This is a genomic window from Caulobacter sp. 05T431, assembly GCF_056665975.1.
The window spans coordinates 25336-44989 of the sequence record NZ_JBFTKU010000011.1 but is presented as its reverse complement, the minus strand read 5'-3'; the positions used below and the strand labels follow the sequence as shown (position 1 = coordinate 44989).

The window sequence follows — 19654 nt, the reverse complement described above, 5'->3', positions numbered from 1 at the left end:
TCACGCCGCCGCGTGCGCCGGCCGGTACCGCGCCGCGTCCGTCACATATTCCGCGTGCCCGTACCGCGCCAGCAGGCGGCGGACCCGATGCACCAGCACCGCCTCGCTGAGCTCCCGCAGCCCCGGCGCATGGCGCGCGGCGCGGAAGGCGGTCATCTCGGTCACCACCCCCAGGGCCACGGCCGCGAACACCGCCCGGTCGACGGAAGTGACCTCGACCCCCATCCGCGCCGCCGCGGCCCGGTCGCCCTTCATGAAATGCTTGAGGAAGAACACCTTGGCGAAGCGGCGCTCGATGCGGTCGTGCAGCCGGTTGGCGGGCGAGCGGTCGGGCGGCAGGTAGGCGGCCATGGTGGCGCGGATCAGCGCCCCGCAGGTGGCGTCGTCGAAGCCCTGGCGCAGGGTCGAGTTGCGCGCCGTCATGGCCCGCACCACGCCCTCGGGCGTGTCGGCCAGCAGGTCCTCGGGCAGGCCCAGCAGGAAGCAGCGGTAGCGCGCCAGTTCCACCCGGGCCCGCTCCTCCCGGGTGAACCGACGGCGGCCCTTGCCGAGGATGTCGAACGACATCAGGAAGATCGGGATCAGGCCCGCCGGCATCTGGTCGACCTGCGGGATCGGCACGCCGTAGACCCCGACGTCCCAGCGGCCCGAGCGCAGGGCGTTGAACCGCACCATCGAGTGCATCAGCCGCACCATGGCCGCGGCCTTGAACCCGGCCCCATGCCGCTCCAGCGCCCCGGGCAGGACGGTGGTGGCGAAGAAGGTGGCCGTCTCGTTGACCCGCCGGGCGGCGCTGTCGTTGCTGAGCGTGCCGGTCAGGGCCATCGGCAGGGCCGAGTACTTGTTCAGGAAGGTGGCGATGAACGCCCCGCGCACCGCGAACGGGGCCAGGTGGGCGGTGGCGTTGAGGTCCAGCCGCGCGCCCTCGCGCACCAGGTCCATGTCCACCCAGTCGGGCGTGGCCTCCATGGCGGCGATGAAGGCGACCAGCTCGGGCGGGGCGTCGGGCACGGCCGCGATCCCCTGGTCGCAGGCGCGGGTCAGGAGGTCGATCAGCCGGCGGAAGCCGAACTGCGGGATCAGGGCCGCATAGGCGTCGGCCACCACGTCGCCCAGCATGGTGTAGGCGTGGACGCGGTCCAGGTCCTCCTGGGTGACCTCCACGCCCATCGGCGCGCGGTCGCGGACCACGGCCAGGGCCGGGTCCCAGGTGAAGCGCTCGGGCGTGGCGTCGAAGTCGACGTTTCCGTAGAGCGCCGGCAGCAGCGTCTTCTGCGACGCCACCTTGGCGCGGACCTGGTCGATGGAGAGGCTCATCGGTGTTCCTGGCGTGACGGACCCGCTCGGGATCCTGGTGTCGCCCGGAAGGTTATGTAAGCATTGCTCACATTCCTACTCGCCTTCCGGCCGGCGGGATGAGGGGCGGTCGAGGACCCGGCAAGTGGCTGAAAGACAACGCAGAACGCCGCGCCAGGCGCGAGCGGAGGCCAAGATCGAGGCGATCCTGGACGCGGCCTTTCAACTTCTCGAGGCCGACGGCGTCGAGCGGCTGACCACCAACCACGTGGCCGAGCGGGCCGGGGTCAGTATCGGCACGCTCTACCAGTACTTCGGCKGCAAGCAGGACGTGCTGGCGGCCCTGGCCCAGCGCCGGGCGGCGGCGGTGCGCGACGCCATCGCCCGGACGGTGATCGAGCGCCCCGACCTGGGCAGCGTGCGGACCATCGTCCGGGCGCTGATGAACGGCGTCGAGGGCTCGCCCGCCACCCGCCAGGTGCTGCTGGACGCCCTGTTCCGCCAGAGCCAGGACGGCATGCTGCTGCACCACCACCAGGCGTTCCTGGCCGCCATCGCCGGCAAGGCGCGGCTGGAGGTCGAGCTGACGCCCGAGACGGCCTTCGTCCTGACCCACGCGGTGATCGGTCTGCTGCGCGCCGCGGCCGCCGAGCCGGCGCTGAACCTGGACCCGGAAGCGCTGGAGGACGAGCTGGTGCGCCTGATGGAGGCCTATGTCGCGGCCCTTGCCGTACGGCGCAGGTCCTAGACCAGCGCCTTGCGCGCCGCTTCCCAGTACTGGGCGCCGGTGATCAGGGTGACCACGGCGGCCAGCCACAGAAGGGCGTGGGCGCCGTAGGTGGCGGGCGTCACCACCGACGCGTCGGTCGGCAGGTGGAAGGCGGCCCACGAGGCCAGGATCATCTCGGCGCCGATGGCCACCAGCTGCAGGGTGGTCTTCCACTTGGCCAGCAGGGTGACGGGCAGCTTCACGCCCTTGCCGGCCCCTACCTCGCGCAGGGCGCTGACGGCGAACTCGCGGAACAGGATCAGGCCGGCGGGCAGGATGACCAGCGGATTGGGGCCCAGGGCCATCAGGCCCAGCAGGGCGCCGCAGACCAGGATCTTGTCGCCGATCGGGTCGAGGATGGCGCCCCAGATGCTCACCGCATCGAGTTTGCGCGCCAGCCAGCCGTCGAAGAAGTCGGTGACCGCGGCGACCACGAAGGCCACGAACGCCCAGCGCTCCAGCGACATGCACTGCTCGACGCTGAGCTGGTCGCTCAGCCACGGCACGCCGCCCGCCGCCGCGGCCAGGGCCACGAACATGAACAGGGCGATGACCAGGCGCGCGGAGGTCAGGATGTTGGGCAGGGCTTTCATGGCGGAGGTTCTAACGCATGAAGGCGGCGAAGGGCTATGCTCTATGGGGCTAGGGGGCGCCGGCCTTGGACGCGACCGCCGCCACCGAGGTCTTGACGTAGAGCGGTTCCAGCGCCGCCCGCAGCGCGTCGGCGTCCAGGACCAGCCAGGGCGGCGCGGTCGTGGTCTTGGGATCGACGAAGCGCACGACGATCTCGCTCTCGAAGCCGCCCGGGCTCTCGCTCGCCAACGAGCCCATGTAGTAGCCGTTGATCGTCCAATTGACGTCGGAGCGGTCCACCAGCACGAAGCCGTGGTGACCGCTTTCCAGCGCCAGTTGGGCGGCGCGCAGCAGGGCCATCTCCTCGATCACCGGGCCCGGGGCCTTCACGCCGCGGACATGCACCCTGACCCGACCGTCGGTCTCGGCCACATGGTAGTAGCCGTAGACGCTGGCCAGCAGCGTCGGCTTGGTTTCCCGCCACGCCTCCAGCCGATCGCGGGTTTCGGCCTGGGGCAGCAGCGCGGACAGGGCGGCGGGATCGTCCTGGCCGCCGGATCGCAAGCGCGCGCGCAGCTGGGTCCGCAGGTCCGCGACGGCCTTGACGGCGGGCTGGTTGTCGCCGGGCAACGCGGCGGTCAGGGCGGACAGCAGGTCCGCGCCGCCGGCGTTGCGGGGCAGGGGCGCGGTCTTCAAGCCGTCGGCTACGGCCTCCGCCTTGCCTTCGGTCACCTGGATCCGGCGTTCGACCAGATCGGTCCAGAGGGCGAGACTGGCTTGGCTGTCCCGCAGCGTGTTGTCCCGGGCCTTGACCGCCGCCGCGCGAGCGTTGTCGAAACGCGGCTTGGGGTCGACCGGCGAGGGCGGTCGCGCCGTCTCGACGCGCGTCTTGGCCTCCGCGAGGGCCGCGCGGGCCTCGGCTGACCGCCCCGACGCCGCCAGGGCGTAGGCGTAGTGACCGGCGGCCTCGGTCTTGTAGGTTTCCCCCGCCGCCCAGCTCCGGATCTCCTCGATGGCCTTGTCCAGGGGATCCAGGCCCCAGGTGTCGGACTTCCTGGGCGGCGACAGATACGGGTAGAGCGCGATGGCGGTGGCGAAATCGCCCTGCTCGGCGGCGTCGAGGAACAGTGGGCCGCGCAGGGGCGGGTCGAGGCGGGCCAGGGCGCGGCTGACCTTGGCGTAGTCGCCGTCCTCCGCCTTTGGGCCCAGCGCCATCAGCGTGGCCGATAGCGGCGACCGGGCGTAGGGCCGTTCGTCGAGGGTCCGCAGGGCCAGCGCGCGGCCCTCGGCGATCCGATCCAGGCGGCGCAGGGCGTAGGCCCGAGCGATGTCCAGCCCGACGCCCTGGCTGCGCTGGTACAGCGCGTCGTCGGCGCCCGCCGCGCCGAAGGTCCGGGCCATGTCGAAATCTTCGAGCACGCCCGTCATGTCGGAGGTTTCCATCCGGTGCAGGCCGCGCGCCTGCAGCAGGCTGACCCGGCGGCGCCAGTGCGCCTCGGGCGTGAACGCCACGGCGTGGGTGCACAGGTCGACGGCGGCCGAGCCCCGGCCCTGCTGCCTGCGGCCCGTGTCGCCCGCGTCCGGCGAATTGAAGATCACCATGGTGAGGGCGTATTTGKTCATGCCGTCGCCGGACTTGGACGGCTTGCCGTAGCCGTCGCACGCCGACCAGGCGCTGTCCCGCGCGTCCGCCGCCAGGGCGGCCGGGGTCGATAACGCCGCCGCCAGCGCGACGCCGGCGAGGCCTGCGCCGAGACGTGCCGCGCCCGCGCGCGCCCAAGGCCTGATCGTCATCGGATCCCCTCAAACCCCAATCGAAGCGTCACTATAGTATAGGGCGCGGGGTAGACAACCTTGGGGTGAAGCGTGCCGGCGCGGTGGGCGACGGGCGTCGCGCGCAAGTCCATGCCCTCATGCTGGAGATGGCGGAACCGAGTTGATCGTCCCGGCACGAAAAGGTCGTCTCGCGGGGTCGTTTTTTCTCCCGCACGGTTGACGCCGCGCGTCCGGGTCGCCAAGCCATGGCGAAGTTTCCGGAAGCAGCCTGCTCATGACCTCCTCCCCGACCGCGACCAACTCCACGCGCCGCGTGCTGACCGCCAGCCTGGTGGGCACGGCGGTGGAGTTCTACGACTTCTACATCTACGCCACGGCCGCCTCGCTGGTGTTCGGCCAGCTGTTCTTCCCGTCCAAGTCGCCCAGCCTGCAGCAGATGGCCGCCTTCGCCAGCCTGGGCGTGGCGTTCCTGGCCCGGCCGCTGGGCGCGGCGGTGTTCGGCCATTTCGGCGATCGGATCGGCAGGAAGTCGACCCTGGTGGCGTCGCTAGTGCTGATGGGCGGCTCGACCCTGGCCATCGCCTTCCTGCCCACCTACGCCATGGCCGGCTGGCTGGCCCCGACCCTGCTGTGCCTGTTGAGGTTCGGCCAGGGCTTCGGCCTGGGCGGCGAGTGGGGCGGGGCGGCGCTGCTGGCCGTCGAGAACGCGCCCCCCGGTTGGCGGGCCCGCTTCGGCATGTTCCCGCAGCTGGGAGCGCCGGTCGGCTTCATCGCCGCCAACGGCCTGTTCCTGATCCTGGGCCTGGTGCTGACGCCGGACCAGTTCCTGGCCTGGGGCTGGCGTCTGCCGTTCCTGGGCAGCGTCGTGCTGGTCGGGGTGGGGCTGTGGATCCGCCTGAAGCTGACCGAGACCCCGGCCTTCGCCGCCGCCATCGCCCACGAGGCGCCGCCCGCCGTGCCGCTGGGCGAGCTGTTGCGCGACCACTGGAAGGCCACCCTGTGCGGGACGCTCGCGGCCGTCTGCTGCTTCGCCGTCTACTATCTGATGACCGCATTCGCGCTTGGTTATGGCGCCAAGGACCTGGCCTATGGCCGCACGGCCATGCTGAGCGCCCAGCTGATCGCCATCCTGTTCATGGCCGGCGGCATCGTCGTCGCCGGCTACTGGGCCGACGCCACCAGCCCGCGCCGCGTGCTGATGGCCGGCTGCGCCATGACGGTCGGGGTCGGCGCCCTGCTGCCGCTGATGATGGTGGCCGGTTCGCTGCCGACGATCGGCGCCTTCCTGGCCATCGGCCTGCTGGTCATGGGCTTCGTCTACGGCCCGCTGGGCGCCTTCCTGCCCGACCTGTTCCCGGCCCGGGTGCGCTACACCGGCGCCTCGGCCGCCTTCAACCTCGGCGGCATCCTGGGCGGCGGCCTGGCGCCGATGATCGCCCAGGCCCTGGCCGACAAGGGCGGGCTGGTTCCGGTGGGCGGCTATCTGGCCGTGGCGGCGGGTCTGAGCTTCGTGGGGTTGCTGGCGCTGAAGCCGAAGGCTTCCTAGTCCGTKGCTCACCCATTTGCCCCCACCTGACCGCTTCGCGGTCTGTCCGCCCCCATAGGGGGCGGAGGACGCAAAGCGCGGCGCCTCTTCCCCCTCTGGGGGAAGACGGTCGCGGAGCGACCCGTAGGGGGCAAGTGTTCGCCGCACGAACACCTGTTTGCCTCCGCCCCGCATCCGCGCCACTCTGCCTCCCAACGATAAGAAACCTCGGGAGGCGACCTCATGAACCCGTCAGCGGAATTCGACGTCATCGTCCACGGCGCGACCGGCTTCACCGGCCGGCTGGTGGCCGAGCACTTCGCCAGGCACCACCCCGACGTCCGCTGGGCGATGTCGGGCCGCAGCGCCGACAAGCTGGCCGCTGTCCGCGACGAGATCGGGGCTCCGGTCGACACGCCGCTGATCGTCGCCGACGCCGACAGCCCGACCTCGCTGCGCCGGCTGGTCCAGCGGACCAAAGCGGTTGTGACGACCGTCGGTCCCTACCAGCTCTACGGCTCCGACCTGGTGGCCGCCTGCGCCGAGGCCGGGACCGACTATCTGGACCTGTGCGGCGAGCCCGCCTGGATGCGCCAGATGATCGACGCCCACGAGCGGACGGCCCGGGACAACGGCGCGCGGATCGTCTTCTCCTGCGGCTTCGACTCCATCCCGTTCGAGCTGGGCGTCTGGTTCGTGCAGCAGGAGGCGGCCCGGGTGTTCGGCGCCCCGGCCGCGCGGGTGAAGGGCCGGGTGCGCGGCATGCGCGGCGGGTTCTCGGGCGGCACGGCGGCCAGCCTCAAGGCCACCATGGCGGCGGCGGCCCGCGATCCGCAGATCCTGGAGTACCTGAAGGACCCCTTCGCCCTGACCCCCGACTTCGCCGGCCCGAAACAGCCGCACGGCGCGGCGGTGATCCACGAGGACGACCTGGACTCCTGGGCCGCGCCGTTCGTGATGGCGGCGATCAACACCCGCAACGTCCACCGTTCCAACTGGCTGATGGACCAGCCGTACGGCGCCGACTTCGTCTATGACGAGATGATGCTGACCGGCCCGGGCGAGGCGGGCGAGGCCGGGGCCAAGGCCGTCGCCGCCATGAACGCCGCCATGGGCGCCGAGGGCGGCCCCAAGCCGGGCGAGGGCCCCAGCAAGGACGAGCGCGAGGCCGGCTTCTACGACCTGCTGTTCGTGGCCATCGCCGACGACGGCCGCCAGGTCCGCGCCGGCGTCAAGGGCGACAAGGACCCCGGCTACGGCTCGACCAGCAAGATGATCGCCGAGACGGCCCTGTGCCTGGTCGCCTCGCCCGAGGTGGCCGGCGGCGTCTGGACGCCGGGCGCGGCGCTGCGAGGGAAGCTGGTGGAGCGGCTGCAGAGCAAGGCGGGGTTGGCGTTCAGCGTCGAATAGCGGCGCTCGCCGTTCAGCGTTCCGCAAGGTTTACCCTCTTTCCTCCGCCGTTCGAGTTGAGTCGGGGGGAGTAAGGATGACCGGAGCGTTCGGACGGTTGTCATTGGCGGGCAAGCTGATGGCCGCGGGCGGGGCGGCCCTGGGCGCGCTGCTGCTGCTGGGGTCGCTGCTGATCTCGTGGCAGAGCGGCCATGCGGTCCAGGCCCTGGCCCAGCGCTACGCCGCCAGCATGACCCAGGAGACCGCCCAGGGCGTCAAGAACGACCTGGACGACGCCGACGCGGTGGTGCGTTCCGCCGCCGGCATGTTCGCCGCCTCCTACGCCTCGGGCCAACGCGACCGCGCCCTCTACATGGCCCAGCTCAAGCCGGTGTCGACGGCCTCGAAGGCCATGCTGGGCGGCTGGCTGATGTTCCAGCCCGGCGCCCTGGGCGACGACGCCGCGGTCGCCGGCCGCGCCGACCTGGGCTCGACCCCGATGGGCCGGTTCGTCGGCTACTGGGTGCGCGACGGCCAGACCCTGACCGCCGAGCAGGGCGAGGACGCCGAGTTCGGCGAGGACTTCTACACCACCAGCTTCGACAGCGGTCGCCCGGCGATCCTGGAGCCCTATTCCGACAACGTCGCCGACGGCGGCAAGCAGAAGATGGTCCTGATGACCTCGATCACCTATCCGGTGGTGGTCGACGGCAAGACCGTCGGGGTCATGGGCGCCGACCTGGCCCTGGATGACATCGCCGCCCGCCTGAACGCCCTGAAGCCCTTCGACGACGGCCGGGCCATGCTGGTCTCGCCCAAGGGGCTGTGGGTCTCGCACCCCGACGCGGCGCTGCGCATGAAGGCCTATGCCGACCCGGGGCTGGACGTGGTCCGCAAGGCCATGGCCGACGGCCGTCCGGCGGTGGTCGAGGGCGTGAAGATCAAGGGCCGCCCGGCCCAGCGCCTGGTGGCCCCGATCCGCCTGGCCTCGGGCGCGACCTGGGTCATGGTCGTGGACGTCACCGAGGACGCCCTGATGGCCCCGGCCCGCAAGCTGGCCGTGGGCATGGCGATCGGCGGCCTGCTGATGCTGCTGGCCGCCCTGGGCGTGCTGGCCGTGGCCTCGCGCCGGCTGATCGCCCGGCCGCTGCTGGGCCTGCGCGAGACGGTGCGGGGCCTGGCCGAGCACCGCTACGACCAGCCGGTGGCCGAGACCGCCCGCGCCGACGAGATCGGGGCCATCGCCCGGGCGCTGGAGACCCTGCGGTCCGAGCTGGCGCGAGCCCAGGCCCTGCGCGACGAGCAGGACGCCCTGCGCCGCGCCGCCGACGCCGACCGCGACCGCGCCGCGGCCCTCAGCCTGTCGATCGACGAGCAGACCGCCGTGGTCCGCGAGGTGGGTGCGGCCCTGGCCGCCGTGGCCGAGGGTGACCTGGGCCGCCGCATCCGGGGTCCGTTCGCCGAGGTCTACGAACCCCTGCGCCGCGACTTCAACACCGCCGTCGAGAGCCTGGAGACGGCGATCGGCGAGATCGCCGAGGCCAGCGACGCCATCGGCGAGGCGGCCCGCACGCTCAGCGACGCCTCGGGCGCCCTGGCCGACCGCACCGCGCGCCAGGCCGCCGGGGTGGAGCGCACGGCCGGCTCGCTGAACGCCATCACCGGCGCCATGGGCGAGACCTCGTCGGGCGCCGACGAGACCCGCCGCCTGGTCGCCACGGCGCGGACCCAGGCCGAGCAGGGCGGGACCGTGGTGGGCCAGGCCGCCTCGACCATGGGCGACATCGACGCCTCGGCCCGCCGCATCGGCGACATCGTCGGCCTGATCGACGAGATCGCGTTCCAGACCAATCTGCTGGCCCTGAACGCGGGCGTGGAGGCCGCTCGGGCCGGCGACGCCGGTCGCGGCTTCGCGGTGGTGGCTCAGGAGGTGCGGGCCCTGGCCCAGCGCTCGGCCACCTCGGCCCAGGAGATCAAGGGTCTGATCAGCGAGTCCGGGACCCGGGTCGCCGCCGGCGTCGGCCTGGTGGGTCGCACGGGCGAAGCCCTGACCGGCGTGGCCGGCCGCATGGCCGACATCGACGCCGCCGCCACCCGCATCGCCGCCTCGGTGCGCGAACAGGCCCAGAGCCTGACCGCCGTCAACGCCGACGTCGCCGAGCTGGAACGCTTCACCCAGGAGAATCTGGCCATGGTCGCCCAGGCCCGTACCGCCGACCAGGCCCTGGCGGGCCAGGGCGAGCGGCTGTCGGCGCTGGTGGGGCGGTTCAGGATCGGGCGGACCGGGGCGCGCCGGGCGGCGTAGGGCTCAGCGGCGCACCCACTTGCCCCCTACGGACCGCTTCGCGGTCGTCTTCCCCCATAGGGGGAAGAGGCTCGGTGGGGCGTCCTCCGCCCCCCATGGGGGCGGACAGACCGCGTAGCGGTCAGGTGGGGGCAAGTGTCGGCTCCCCCACCATTTGCCAATTCGCCGCCAACCAGCGACGCTGTACCCATGCTGGTCTTCGAATGGATCCTGGCCCTGCTGCTGGGGGCGGTGCTGTTGTCGGCGCTGGCCCGGTGGATCGGCGCGCCCTATCCGGCCCTGCTGGCCCTGGGCGGGGCGGCGGTGGCCCTGATGCCGGGGACACCGAGGCTGGAGCTGGAGCCGGAGCTGATCCTGGCCCTGTTCATCGCCCCGGTGCTGCTGGACGCGGCCTACGACTCCTCGCTGCGCGACCTGAAGGACAACTGGCGGCCGGTGTCGGCCCTGGTGCTGATCGCCGTGAGCCTGACCACGGTCGGCGTGGCCGTCGTCGCCCGCCTGCTGTTCCCCGCCATGCCCTGGCCGGCGGCCATCGCCCTGGGCGCGGTGGTCGCCCCGCCCGACGCCGTGGCGGCCCTGGCCGTGCTGCGCACGGTGCGTCCGCCGCATCGCATCCTCAAGATCCTGGAGGGCGAGAGCCTGCTCAACGACGCCTCGGCCCTGCTGATCTACCGCCTGGCGGTGGGGGCGGCGGCCGGCGGCTTCAGCCTGGTCCACGCCGCGCCGACCTTCGCCCTGGTGGCGGTGGGCAGCGTCGCGGTCGGCTGGCTGCTGGCGCGGGCTGCCACCCCGCTGCTGGGCCGGCTGAGCGACGTGCCCAGCTCGGTGATCATCCAGTTCGTCTCGACCTTCGGGGTCTGGATCCTGGCCGAGCGGCTGGGGCTGTCGGGGGTGATCACCATCGTCGTCTACGGCGTGGCCCTGGCCCGGCGCACCAGCCGCCCGATGGCCGCCCGCCTGCGGGTGCCGTCCTTCGCGGTCTGGGAGTCGGCGACGGTGGTGCTGAACGTCCTGGCCTTCACCCTGATCGGCCTGCAGATCGGCCCGATCCTGGAGGGCCTGTCGCCGCACGAGCGAGCGACCTATCTGCGCGGGGCCGGGGTGGTGCTGGCGACGGTGATCGTCATCCGCATCGCCTGGGTGATGAGCTACAATACCGGGGTGCGGCTGAAGAACCACTGGTTCGGCGTGCGCCTGGCCCGGTCCAGCATGGCCGCGCCCACGGCGTCCGGCGGCCTTGTGGTGGCCTGGTGCGGCATGCGCGGCATGGTCACCCTGGCCGCCGCCCTGGCCCTGCCCGCGGGCTTCCCCTATCGCGACTTCATCCAGCTGGCGGCCTTCGCCGTGGTGCTGGGCACGCTGGTGATCCAGGGCCTGACCCTGAAGCCGCTGCTGGCCGTGCTGCCGCTGCCCGACGACGACCCGGTGCGCAAGGAGCTGAAGATCGCCCGCGCCGCGACGCTGAAGGCCATGCTGGCGGCGCTGGACGGCGACGACAGCCCGGCCGCCGAGGCCCTGCGCCGCGAATACGGCGACGCGCTGAGCCAGACCCGTCAGGGCCGCAACGCCCGCGAGTCGGCCGACAACGCCCTGCGTCGGCGGGTGGTCGAGGTCTCGCGCCAGACCCTCACCGACCTTCGCCACCGCGGCGAGATCGGCGACGACGCCTATCGGGCGCTGGAGGAGGAGTTCGACTGGCTGGAGCTGTCGGCGCGGGAGTAGGGCGCCCTACCCCTTCCGGAAGAACGCGTGGATCCGCTCGGCCAGGGGCTGGCTGACGCCCTCGACCTTGACCAGGTCCTCCACCCCCGCCCGCGCCACGCCCTTGGCCGAGCCGAACGCGTGCAGCAGGGCCTTCTTGCGGCCCGGACCCACGCCCTCGATCTCGTCCAGCGGGTTCTTCTTCAGGTCCATCGAGCGCCGGGTGCGGTGGGCGCCGATCGCGAAGCGGTGGGCCTCGTCGCGCAGGCGCTGGAGGTAGTAGAGCACCGGCGACTTGGGCTCGAGCATGAACGGGACCTTGTCGGGCAGGAAGAACCGCTCCAGCCCCGCGTCGCGATCCGGACCCTTGGCCACCCCGACGATGGCGATGTCGTCGACGCCCAGGTCGGCCATCACCTCAAGCGCCGCGTCCAGCTGGCCCTTGCCGCCGTCCACCAGCACCAGGTCGGGGCGGTTCTCGCTGTCGCCCTCTTCCTCTTCCTTGACCAGGCGGGAGAAGCGACGGCGCAGGACCTCCTTCATCATCCCGTAGTCGTCGCCGGGCGTCAGCTCGGTCGAGCGGATGTTGAACTTGCGGTACTGGCCCTTCATGAAGCCTTCCGGCCCAGCCACGATCATGCCGCCCACGGCGTTGGTGCCCTGGATGTGGCTGTTGTCGTAGACCTCGATCCGCTCGGGCGGGGCCTCCAGGCCGAACGCTTCGCAAACGCCGGCCAGCAGCTTCGTCTGGGCGCTGCCCTCGGCCATCTTCCGCCCCAGCGCCTCGCGGGCGTTGGTCAGGGCGTGACCGACCAGGTCGGCCTTCTCGCCGCGCTTGGGGGTGCTGATCTCCACCTTGCGGCCGCTCTTCAGGGCGAAGGCCTCGGCCAGCAGGTCGCGGTCGGCCGGGTCCAGATTGGTCAGGATCAGGCGCGGGATGGGCTTGTCGTCGTAGAACTGGCCCAGGAAGGCGGTCAGGATCCGCTGCTCCTCGGTGCTGGTCTCTCCCTCGCCTTCGCCCTCCTCGGCGTTGCCGGTCACGCGCGGGAAATAGGCGCGGTTGCCCCAGTTCTGGCTGGCGCGGAAGAAGAACACCTGCACGCAGGCCTGGCCGCCCTCGACGTGCAGGGCCACGACGTCGGCCTCGTCCACGGTCTCGGGATTGATCTGGCTCTCCTGGGCCACCGAGGCCAGGGCGCGGATGCGGTCGCGCAGGCGGGCGGCGCGCTCGAACTCCAGGTCTTCGGCGGCGGCCTCCATCTGCTGGGCGATCGACGCCATCACCGCGCGCGACTTGCCCCGCAGGAACGCCTCGGCCTGGTCGACCAGGGCCTGGTAGTCGTCCTTGCCGATCAGGCCAGTGCAGGGCGCCGCGCAGCGCTTGATCTGGTGCAGCATGCAGGGCCGCGAGCGGGTCTCGTAGACGCTGTCGCTGCACGAGCGGAGAAGAAACGCCTTCTGCAGGGTGTTGAGCGTGCGATTCACCGCCCCGGCGCTGGCGAACGGTCCGAAATAGTCGCCCTTGATCGTGTGGGCGCCGCGATGCTTGCGCAGCTGGGGCGCGTCGTGATCCCGGCGGATCATGATCTCGGGAAAGCTCTTATCGTCGCGCAGCAGCACGTTGAAGCGGGGCTTCAGCGACTTGATCAGATTGATCTCGAGCAGCAGGGCGTCGGCTTCGGTGCGGGTGGTGACGAACTCCATGGCCCGCGTAGCGTCGACCATGTGGGCGATGCGGTTGGTGTGGAAGCGGCCCTGGGCGTACTGGATGACACGCTTCTTCAGGCTCTTGGCCTTGCCGACGTACAGGACCTCGTCGTTCTCGCCGATCATCCGGTAGACGCCAGGCCCGTCGGGCAGGCGCGTGACTTCGTCCTTGATCAGGGCGGCGCCCTTCAGGGCGTTGGCGGCGGGGGTGTCGGTGGTCGCGTCGTTCACGAGCGACATATAGGCGAGTCTGGCGCGGTCAGCGATCTTCCAGACCGTGATGAATGCGCGCGATGATCACGCTGCTGACACTCACGGAATAGGTGACGACGTAACCCCAGGTGCGGAACGGCACGACCAGTTCGCGCAATTCGCCGAAGCCGGAATGACGGCCCCGCTCTGGAAAATCTCGCAAGCTGTCAATGGCGTCAGCCAACACGTCGCCCAGGTCTGAAGCGTATGGCGCGCCGTTGCCTACAAGCCATGCTTCCAGGCGATCGACATCGATACCCGCGAGCCTGGAAAGCTCAATGCGACGCACGGATCAGCGCTTCTGGCCGAAGTTTCGCAGCCTGGCTTCGACCTGCTCCCAAGGAATACCGCCATCGCGGTCTGTCTCGTCGCAAATGCGTTGAATGTCTTCCCAGTAAGCGGCGTCGCGTTTGGGGAAGCGAGCATTCGGCGCTCCGCTCCACGAGGTCTCGCTTTCTCCGAACCCCGGTTCTTCGACAGCTTGCGCCAGGATGCCGAGCGCGTAGTCCTCTACGGTTTGTCCCGCCGCCTGCGCACGGGCGTTCAGCCGTTCAGCGAGATCCGGATCGATCCTCAGGATGACGTCGTCGCGAGCCATGTTCTCATGATGTTCCATTCGGGGTTTGTCGTCAATCACGAGGGGCGCTATGACCCGCCCCATGATCACGCGCCCGCTCTTCGTTACGCCGCTCTATGAAGCCAGCCTCGTCGGCGAGAAGGGCTTCGAGGCCTTCATCGACGACCTCCACGACGCCTGCATCGCCGTGGCCGAGGACGACGACGCCGGCCAGGCTTGGGCCGAGAAGAAGGGCTATCTGGGCTACACCTCCTACGCCTCGCTGGACGACCTGGCACAGCGCGACAGCCTGTTCGCCGACCTCAGGAAGAAACTCGACAAGCACGCGCTGGCCTTCGCCAAGGCGCTCCACTTCGACCTGGCCGGCGGCAAGCTGGTCATGGACAGTTTCTGGATCAACATCCTGGAGCCGGGCGGCCAGCACACCGGCCACATCCACCCACACAGCGTCATCTCAGGCACGGTCTATGTGACCATCCCGCCCGGCGCCTCGGCCCTGAAGTTCGAGGACCCGCGCCTGCCGATGATGATGGCCGCCCCGACGCGTGACGATGACGCCCCGGAGGAGCTGCGGCCGTTCGTTTATGTCCAGCCCGAACCGGGCACGATCCTGATGTGGGAAAGCTGGCTGCGCCACGAGGTGACGCCCAACCAGGCCGAGGAACAGCGGATCAGCCTCAGCTTCAACTACGCCTGGCGCTAAGCGAGGCCGTGAACCGGGCCTCTCGGCGGGGGTTATCTCCTGAGCCCAGGAGGACGGCCATGCCCCACGCCCAGACMCCGGACCATTCCGGCGCCGCGATCGCCATCCAGCGTGTCCAGCCCTATGGCGAGGACAACCTGGTCCTGACGACGCCCGTCACCGATCCGGACGGCCGCCTGCCCGACCGCTACAGCGCCTATCACGACAACGTCTCGCCGCCGCTGGTCTGGACGGCGGTGGAGGGCGCGGCGGCCTATGCGATCATCGTCGAGGACCCCGACGCGCCGCGCGAGACGCCGTTCGTGCACTGGCTGATCTGGAACATCCCCGGCGAGGCCACCAGCCTGCCCGAGGGGCTGCCGAACGATGCGAGCCTGGGCCTGATCGGCGGCGCGACCCAGGGCGTGAACGACAACGGCACGGTCGGCTGGTTCGGTCCGCGCCCGCCCGTCGGCCACGGCGTCCACCACTACCATGTCCAGATCTTCGCCCTGGCCGAGCGCCTGCCGTTCGACGAGAAGACCGTGGTGGCCGACCTGGTCAACGCGCTGAAGGGCGACGCCCTGGCGTCGGACGACCTGATCGTCACCTACGAGGCGGCGGGGGCGTAGTCAGGGTCGGCTTCGGTCTCGGCGTCGGACCCGGCCTGGGGAGAGGGCAGGGGCGGGATCAGGTCGCGGGCCCGCCAGTGGCGCTCCAGGCAGAAGGCGGCGATCGCCAGCCACAGCAGGCCCAGGGCCGCGTGGCCGCGCTGCCAGAAGCCCACGTCGCTGCCGGTCCGCACGTTCCACACGCCTGTCAGCAGGGCCAGCACGATCAGCAAGAAGAAGAACCAGCCCAGCGAGAACCGCGCCAGGCGGCGATGCGCCGGCTTGCCCCACAGGGCCCAGGCGGTGAACAGCGGGGCGAACTGGATGGCCAGGCCCACGCCGCAGGCGCGGTGCATGGGGTCGGGCCAGTGGAACAGGCCGGCGAACAGGGCGCCCAGACCGGTCATCGCCACCCACAGGCCCGCGAAGGCCGAGACCCGGCGGCGGCCGCCGGCGTGCTCCAGAGCGTGGGCGAAGCCGGCCCCGGCCGCGACGCCGGCCAGGCCGGCCAGGATCATGCCGATGTTGAAGATCTGCGGATTGGGAGCCTTGGGCCCGCCCAGCTCGCTGATGAACTGGGCGCCGGCGTCGAAGCCCGGGAACAGGTGCTGGGCCACCAGGACATCGGCCACCATGATCGCGGGCACGATCAGGCCGATCCTCAGCAGGACGCCAACGCTCTTCACCTGTCCGGCCTCCGGCTTGTCAGAGCGATCTAGATCGCGCCGGGCGGGGGCGGGGTCAAGGTTGGATGAGGTCGCGTGATGGGTTCAACATGAGCGATCCCTACGACCGTCATCCTCGGACTTGTTCCGAGGACCCCTGTTTCAACCGCGAAGAAGGTTGATCCGTGTAGCGGCGAGGTCGCGGCATGACATCGAACGACAGTTCAGCGGCGCGAGGGGTCCTCGGAACAAGTCCGAGGATGACGGTTGAAAGGTGAGCGGAGCTGATGGGGACAGGCGCATGCGCCTGTCCCCGATCGGGGATCAACCCCTACTTCTTCCCGAACAGGTTCCCGAAGAAGTCGCCCTTGTTCCAGCTGGGCCGCGCCGGGGCGTCGGCCAGTTCGCGGGCGATCTCGTAGTTGACCAGGGCGAAGCGGGCGCCGGCCTGGTAGTTGATCGGCTGGTTCAGGTCGTCGTTGGGCTTGTGGTAGTGGGTGGCCAGGAAGTCCTTGAAGCCCTTCTCGCCGCCGTTCTTGAAGCCGGTCATCAGGAACACCGACGGCACGCCCTGCTCGACGAAGCGGTAGTGGTCCGAGCGGGTGAACAGGCCCTCTTCCGGCAGCGGGTCGGCCGACAGGCCGATGCCGACGCGGCCGGCGGCGCGGGCCACGGCCGGGCCGATCGACGAGCGGTCGGCGCCGAAAGCGATCACGTCCTGGAAGTCGTACAGCAGGATCGGCATGTCCAGATTGACGTCGGCGGCGATGCCGGCCTTGGGCACGGTCGGGTTGTTGGCGAAGTAGTCCGAGCCGATCAGGCCCTTCTCCTCGGCCGTCACCGCCAGCAGCACGATCGAGCGCCTGGGCTTGGTCTTGGCTTCCTTGAAGCCGCGCGCCACCTCCAGCAGGGTGGCCACGCCCGAGGCGTTGTCCAGCGCGCCGTTGTTGATCTTGTCGGCGTCCTTGCCGTGGATGCCCAGGTGGTCGAGGTGGGCGGACAGGATGATGGTCTGGGCCTTCAGCGTCGGGTCCGAGCCTTCGATCAGGCCGACCACGTTGCTGCTCTGGCGCTTCTCGATCTCGGTCTTCAGCTGGATCGTGACGTTGGTGGGCAGGTCGAAGCCCTTGACCAGGCCTTCGGGCGTGTCGGCCGCGGCCAGCACGGCGTCCAGCGAGGTCGGAGCGCCGGCGAACAGCTTGGCGCCGCCCTTCAGGCTCAGGGTGGCCAGGCCCCGCGCCGAGGCGCCGCGGACATTGGCCACGCCCTGGGCGTCGTTCCAGGTCATCCGCCATTCCTGGTAGTTGCCGACGCCGCGCGCGAACGGGCGGTTCTTTTCCGAGGCGGTGGTCGGCAGGGTCAGGACGCCGATCGCGCCGTGCTTGGCCGCCTCGACCCGCTTGGTGTTGACGTTGCTGTAGTGGGCGCGGATCTCGGTCTGCAGGCCGGTGGGGGCGCCGTTCAGGATGACGACGATCTTGCCCTTCACGTCCAGGCCCGCGTAGTCGTCGCGGCCGCGTTCCGGGGCCACGATGCCGTAGCCGACGAAGACCAGCGGGGCGGTGATCTTGGTCTCGTCCTGGCGGGCCTGGGCCGAGGGCAGGTAGTCCTCGCCGAAGGTCAGGGCGCCCGACTTGCCGTCGGCGCCGGTGTAGGACACGCCGCCTTCGTTGGCCACGCGGAAGGCGGTCAGCGGCACTTGCTGCAGGTAGGTCCCGTTGTCGCCGGCCGGCTTCACATGCATCAGCGCGTACTGGGCGGCCACGTAGTTGGCGGCGATGTCGTAGCCGCGCGTGCCGGCCTCGCGGCCTTCCAGCAGGTCGTCGGCCAGGAAGCCCATGTGCGCCTTGATGGCGTCGGCCGACGGCTTGAAGCCGACGGGCTTGGCGGCGGTCGCCGGCTTGGCTTTCGCGGCGGGCGCGGCGAGGGCGGGCTGGACGATCAGCGCCAAGGCGACGCCGGCGAGCGCGGCGCGACGGGAGAACGGCATCAAGGCAGGCTCCAAATACGGGCTCGGCCCGCGAAAGGGGCGAACCTTGGCCAGACGGAGGCGGATTGTCGAGGTTCTCGAACCTGAACCTTTTGTAATCTTCCCGGAAAAGTCCCGCCGAAAGAACGCGTTATCCGGGGCGGGAGCGGCGTTTACCATCCTTGGTCAGCTGGACTTAAGGGTTGCCGACGAGGTTGGCGGAGACTTCCGAGGGAAAGACGTGCAGATCGCCGCCGCCAGCTTCAGCGCCGCCACCCAGCGTCCGGCCGCGCCCCAGGCCCCGCCGCCGGTCGATCTGACCCAGCTGGCCGTCGCCCAGACCAACGTCAAGATGACGGCCGCGGCCGGGGCGGCCCTGGGCCAGGCCACCGGCGAACTGGCCGGGGTCCTCGTCGACATCAGCGTCTAGTTCGGCGCCGCGAAGACGGGCGGTCGCCCCGCGCGGGATTCCACGATTAACCGTGTAACTTCACCTCGTTTGGTGAACACCGCTTAACCGAAGCGCCACACATTGACCCGGCAACCCCCAAGCAAACGGGTCAGGGAGATGGTCGTGCAGGTCCTCAACACCGCCGCCGCGGGCATGTTCGCCGCCGCCGACCGCTTCACCGCCAGCGCCCAGCGCACCGTCGCCTGGGGCGCGGAGCAGACCCAGGCCGAACAGAAGGTCGACCTGGCCCACGAGGCCGTCGAACAGGTTTCGGCCAAGACCGATTTCAAGGCCAACGCCGCCGTCATCCGGACGGCCGACGAGATGACGGGCGCCCTCCTGGACATGATCGCCTAGGACCCGACGCCCGGCGCCAGCCGGTTCGAGCCCATCCCGCATTCCCCCCTGCGCGGGCTCGGACCCGCCGCCCTCCGGCTCCGCCGGGGGGCGGCTCCCCCTTATCGCGCCGGCTTCCAGCCGGTCGCGCGCGCCTTGTCCTCGGCGGCGGCGTCCAGCGGCGGCCCGGCGGCCATCGCATCGACGGCGGTCAGGACGGCGGCCGGCAGCGGCGACCCGGCCTTGTCCGGCACGGTCGCGTGCACCCGCCAGGTGTCTTCCCGGCAGGCGATCCCGGCCACGGGCGCGCGGCCGGCGGCCTGGAAGGCGCGGCAATAGACGCCCGAGGCGGTCCTGAACGACAGGGCGACGCGCACCGGCCCCTCGGCGACGCCCGAGGCGTCGGCGTTCAGGGCCTTGGCCAACGGTCCGGCGGCGATCGGGGGCGGATCGTCGGCCCCGCTCAGGGTGACCGGCGGCGGCGCGGCCAGGCGTCCCACCGCCAGCCCGACCAGCAGGCAGGCGGCCAGGCCGATCCAGGTGGGGAAACCCCGACCCGACCCGTCGCCGGGCTTGGGCGCCTTGGCCTCGCGCGGCCGGACCAGTTCCTTGGCCTTGACCTTGTCCTTGCGGGCCTTGTCCTTCTTGGCCTGGGCGCCCGGGAAGGCGATCACCTCGGCCTCCTTGGCCTCGGGCGGCGGCTGGGCCGGTCCCGCGCCGCGCGTCTCGGGCTGGCGCGGCGGTCCGCCGTGGGAACCCGACAGCAGCCGGCGCAGCGAGCGCTGGGTTTCGACCCGCAGGGCCAGCTGCGGATCGGTCGCCATGGCCGCCTCGATCCGGGCCATGGCCTCGGGCGGCAGCTCGCCGTCGACAAAGGCGAAGACCTCTTCGTCGGGAACGGTCATGGCGGTCTCCTTGGTCTCTGCGGACACTCTAAACGCGCGGCGGGCGGGTCGCCAGTTCGGTGGTCCCTGAAAGTCCCTAAGGTTGAAAACGGAGGCGGATAACCTTTCCGGCAGCGAAAATAATCTTCGCCGCACGGAAGCAAACGGCCGCAGCCGCGTTCTGAC

The 19654-nt window shown here is 70.9% G+C and carries 18 protein-coding genes; 9 read left to right on the top strand and 9 right to left on the bottom strand.

Annotated elements, in window-relative coordinates; all coding sequences use genetic code 11:
* Positions 1–1317: an oxygenase MpaB family protein gene (locus tag AC1U89_RS11840; protein ID WP_479899896.1), complete on the bottom strand. Its 1317-nt coding sequence runs from the start codon at positions 1315–1317 to the stop codon at positions 1–3.
* Between the two features lie 124 nt (positions 1318–1441).
* On the opposite strand from AC1U89_RS11840, the gene AC1U89_RS11835 reads away from it, so the two are divergent.
* Complete coding sequence (locus tag AC1U89_RS11835) at positions 1442–2044, top strand: TetR/AcrR family transcriptional regulator (protein WP_479899895.1); 603 nt, start codon at positions 1442–1444, stop codon at positions 2042–2044.
* Here the strand turns inward: AC1U89_RS11835 and pgsA are convergent.
* The gene (gene pgsA / locus AC1U89_RS11830) at positions 2041–2658 is read right to left on the bottom strand and encodes a CDP-diacylglycerol--glycerol-3-phosphate 3-phosphatidyltransferase (RefSeq protein WP_029908355.1); all 618 of its coding nucleotides are present in this window, start codon (positions 2656–2658) and stop codon (positions 2041–2043) included. The genes AC1U89_RS11835 and pgsA overlap by 4 nt on opposite strands.
* 49 nt (positions 2659–2707) lie before the next feature.
* Positions 2708–4432, bottom strand: a complete 1725-nt coding sequence (locus AC1U89_RS11825) for a hypothetical protein (protein WP_479899894.1) — start codon at positions 4430–4432, stop codon at positions 2708–2710.
* 256 nt (positions 4433–4688) lie between these two features.
* On the opposite strand from AC1U89_RS11825, the gene AC1U89_RS11820 reads away from it, so the two are divergent.
* The 4 genes from AC1U89_RS11820 (at position 4689) to AC1U89_RS11805 (ending at position 11355) form a co-directional block, all read left to right on the top strand.
* The gene (locus tag AC1U89_RS11820) at positions 4689–5960 is read left to right on the top strand and encodes an MFS transporter (protein WP_479899893.1); all 1272 of its coding nucleotides are present in this window, start codon (positions 4689–4691) and stop codon (positions 5958–5960) included.
* 222 nt (positions 5961–6182) lie between these two features.
* The gene (locus AC1U89_RS11815; RefSeq protein ID WP_479899892.1) at positions 6183–7349 is read left to right on the top strand and encodes a saccharopine dehydrogenase family protein; all 1167 of its coding nucleotides are present in this window, start codon (positions 6183–6185) and stop codon (positions 7347–7349) included.
* A gap of 76 nt (positions 7350–7425) precedes the next feature.
* Positions 7426–9633 carry a methyl-accepting chemotaxis protein gene (locus tag AC1U89_RS11810; protein WP_479899891.1) on the top strand — a complete coding sequence of 736 codons (2208 nt, stop codon included), beginning with the start codon at positions 7426–7428 and terminating at the stop codon, positions 9631–9633.
* Positions 9634–9822: 189 nt separating this feature from the next.
* Positions 9823–11355: a cation:proton antiporter gene (locus AC1U89_RS11805; RefSeq protein ID WP_479899890.1), complete on the top strand. Its 1533-nt coding sequence runs from the start codon at positions 9823–9825 to the stop codon at positions 11353–11355.
* Positions 11356–11361: 6 nt separating this feature from the next.
* Here AC1U89_RS11805 and uvrC read toward each other — a convergent pair whose 3' ends face one another.
* The 3 genes from uvrC to AC1U89_RS11790 are packed head-to-tail and all read right to left on the bottom strand — an operon-like array spanning position 11362 to position 13891.
* Positions 11362–13281, bottom strand: a complete 1920-nt coding sequence (gene uvrC, locus AC1U89_RS11800; RefSeq protein ID WP_479899889.1) for an excinuclease ABC subunit UvrC — start codon at positions 13279–13281, stop codon at positions 11362–11364.
* A gap of 19 nt (positions 13282–13300) precedes the next feature.
* Complete coding sequence (locus AC1U89_RS11795; RefSeq protein ID WP_479899888.1) at positions 13301–13582, bottom strand: type II toxin-antitoxin system RelE/ParE family toxin; 282 nt, start codon at positions 13580–13582, stop codon at positions 13301–13303.
* Positions 13583–13585: 3 nt separating this feature from the next.
* The gene (locus tag AC1U89_RS11790) at positions 13586–13891 is read right to left on the bottom strand and encodes a hypothetical protein (RefSeq protein WP_479899887.1); all 306 of its coding nucleotides are present in this window, start codon (positions 13889–13891) and stop codon (positions 13586–13588) included.
* 61 nt (positions 13892–13952) lie between these two features.
* Between AC1U89_RS11790 and AC1U89_RS11785 the strand changes: the two genes are divergently transcribed.
* Positions 13953–14573 carry a TIGR02466 family protein gene (locus AC1U89_RS11785; RefSeq protein ID WP_479900013.1) on the top strand — a complete coding sequence of 207 codons (621 nt, stop codon included), beginning with the start codon at positions 13953–13955 and terminating at the stop codon, positions 14571–14573.
* Between the two features lie 59 nt (positions 14574–14632).
* Complete coding sequence (locus AC1U89_RS11780) at positions 14633–15184, top strand: YbhB/YbcL family Raf kinase inhibitor-like protein (protein ID WP_479899886.1); 552 nt, start codon at positions 14633–14635, stop codon at positions 15182–15184.
* On the opposite strand, the gene AC1U89_RS11775 is transcribed toward AC1U89_RS11780, so the two are convergent.
* Both AC1U89_RS11775 and AC1U89_RS11770 read right to left on the bottom strand, forming a co-directional pair.
* Positions 15163–15849, bottom strand: a complete 687-nt coding sequence (locus tag AC1U89_RS11775) for a DUF998 domain-containing protein (RefSeq protein WP_479899885.1) — start codon at positions 15847–15849, stop codon at positions 15163–15165. The genes AC1U89_RS11780 and AC1U89_RS11775 overlap by 22 nt on opposite strands.
* A 310-nt stretch (positions 15850–16159) precedes the next feature.
* The gene (locus tag AC1U89_RS11770) at positions 16160–17818 is read right to left on the bottom strand and encodes a M20/M25/M40 family metallo-hydrolase (RefSeq protein WP_479899884.1); all 1659 of its coding nucleotides are present in this window, start codon (positions 17816–17818) and stop codon (positions 16160–16162) included.
* Positions 17819–18038: 220 nt separating this feature from the next.
* Here AC1U89_RS11770 and AC1U89_RS11765 point away from each other — a divergent pair, with 220 nt between their 5' ends.
* Both AC1U89_RS11765 and AC1U89_RS11760 read left to right on the top strand, forming a co-directional pair.
* Positions 18039–18227 (top strand): hypothetical protein, encoded by a 189-nt coding sequence (locus AC1U89_RS11765; protein ID WP_479899883.1) that lies wholly within the window; start codon positions 18039–18041, stop codon positions 18225–18227.
* 138 nt (positions 18228–18365) lie between these two features.
* The gene (locus tag AC1U89_RS11760; protein WP_479899882.1) at positions 18366–18605 is read left to right on the top strand and encodes a flagellar basal body rod C-terminal domain-containing protein; all 240 of its coding nucleotides are present in this window, start codon (positions 18366–18368) and stop codon (positions 18603–18605) included.
* A gap of 101 nt (positions 18606–18706) precedes the next feature.
* Here the strand turns inward: AC1U89_RS11760 and AC1U89_RS11755 are convergent, their stop codons facing one another.
* Positions 18707–19489, bottom strand: coding sequence for an anti-sigma factor family protein (locus tag AC1U89_RS11755; protein ID WP_479899881.1), 783 nt, complete (start codon positions 19487–19489; stop codon positions 18707–18709).
* Positions 19490–19654: the final 165 nt, after the last annotated feature.